This is a genomic window from Streptomyces sp. NPDC055103 (assembly GCF_053607625.1).
In genome coordinates this window covers 1-1,500 of sequence record NZ_JBSGTX010000175.1, presented here as the reverse complement: position 1 = coordinate 1,500, position 1,500 = coordinate 1, and the positions used below count along the sequence as shown (strand labels likewise).

Here is a 1,500-nt window from a genome sequence, read left to right as displayed (position 1 = left end):
CAACGCCGTTCAGTTAGGGCGGGGGTCGGGGCGTCAAGGGCTGCTCGTGAGCATGGTGATGCTGATGGTGGCTTTGTAGGTGGTCCGGTCGATGGCGGGTCCGCGTGCGTTGTACTTCGAGATCGCGCGTTTGACGATGCGGTCTTTGGTGCGGACCCGCCGGGCGGGCAGGAGCTGGGCCAGCACGTTGCGGCCGATGGTGCCGACCAGGTCGATGTGGGTGTCGGCGATGATGCCCGCCGCCAGGACGAGCTGATCGCGGGCGGCGGACAAGGCGACGGTGAAGCCGGCCCGGTCGGGGTCGGTGCCGGCGATGCTGTCGGTGGCGTCCGTCATCGCGGTCCGCAGTGCCTGGTAGGCGGTCAGCAGGGCCCACATCTCCTGCTCGATCCCGTCCGGGGTGCGGGCCCGCAGGACGTGTCCGCCCAGGATCGTGGACTTCAGCTCCGCGTAGACGGTCTCGATCTCCCAGCGCTCGTGGTAGAGCCGGACGAGTTCACCGGCCGGGTGCGTCAAGGGGTCGGTGAGGGTGGTCAGCAGCCGGTAGTGGCCGGTGCGGGTGCCCCGGGAGGTGACGATGCTGACCTCGGCGTCGATGACACGCACGGTCAGCGCACCGAGCCGGACCAGTACCGAGCCGTCCCGGCAGCGGGCCACCGGTGGCAGGTTCCGGCCGGACTTGCAGCGCACCAACAGGTCCGCGCCGGTGGCGGCGAAGTGGTTCAGCAGCGCGGCGGCGGCGAAGTTCCGGTCGCCCAGCAGCAGCATCCCGGCCCGCAGATCCACCGCCAGACGGCGGGCGTACTGCAGCTCACCGACGGCGGCCGGGCCGAACACGGCCCCGATCACCGACCGGGTTCCGCAGGCCACCAGCGTGGCCAGCCTGAGTTGCGGATACCCGGCGATCCCGTTGCCGAGCCGCTGCCGGGTGAACACCGCGAGGTTGGCCTCACAGTCCGGGACCGGCAGCAGGGTGCCGTCGATGGCGACGACCCTCAAACCCCGCCACCACCCGGCCGCAGCGGTCGTGGCCGCGGGGCCCCTGACCAGGTCGAACAGCGCTTTCATGGGCGCCGGTCCCAGCCGCTGGCGGGCCTGCCGCAGAGCGCTGCCGCTGGGCCGGGCCAGTGCCAGGCCCGCCAGCCCGGCACACAGCCGGTCGAAGATCTGCCGGTAGCCCAGCCCGGTGAACAGCGCTCCGGCCAGCAGGACGTAGACCGTGACCCGCGCCGGTACCAGCCGGACCCGCCGCTCGACCGCCCGGGTCTGTGTCAACACCTCGTCGACCATCTCGAACGGCACGATGCGGGTCAGCTCGCCGATATGGCCTGGTGCGAACACCCCGGCCGCTACCCCGACCGGCCTAGTTATGGCAGCCTGTTCCAACAGCGGAGCTCCTGTGGTGAGGATGTCTTGGAGGACAACCCTCTTCTACAGCAGCTCCGCTGCCTCGTTCACCGGCCTTGACGAACAACCCCCACCCTTAACTGAACGGCGTTG

Annotated in this window: 1 protein-coding gene; it reads right to left on the bottom strand. The window is 70.4% G+C overall.

All coding sequences use genetic code 11. The features are described from left to right. Positions 1–33: 33 nt before the first annotated feature. The gene (locus ACWFR1_RS40315) at positions 34–1,341 is read right to left on the bottom strand and encodes an IS4 family transposase (RefSeq protein ID WP_453561088.1); all 1,308 of its coding nucleotides are present in this window, start codon (positions 1,339–1,341) and stop codon (positions 34–36) included. Positions 1,342–1,500: the final 159 nt, after the last annotated feature.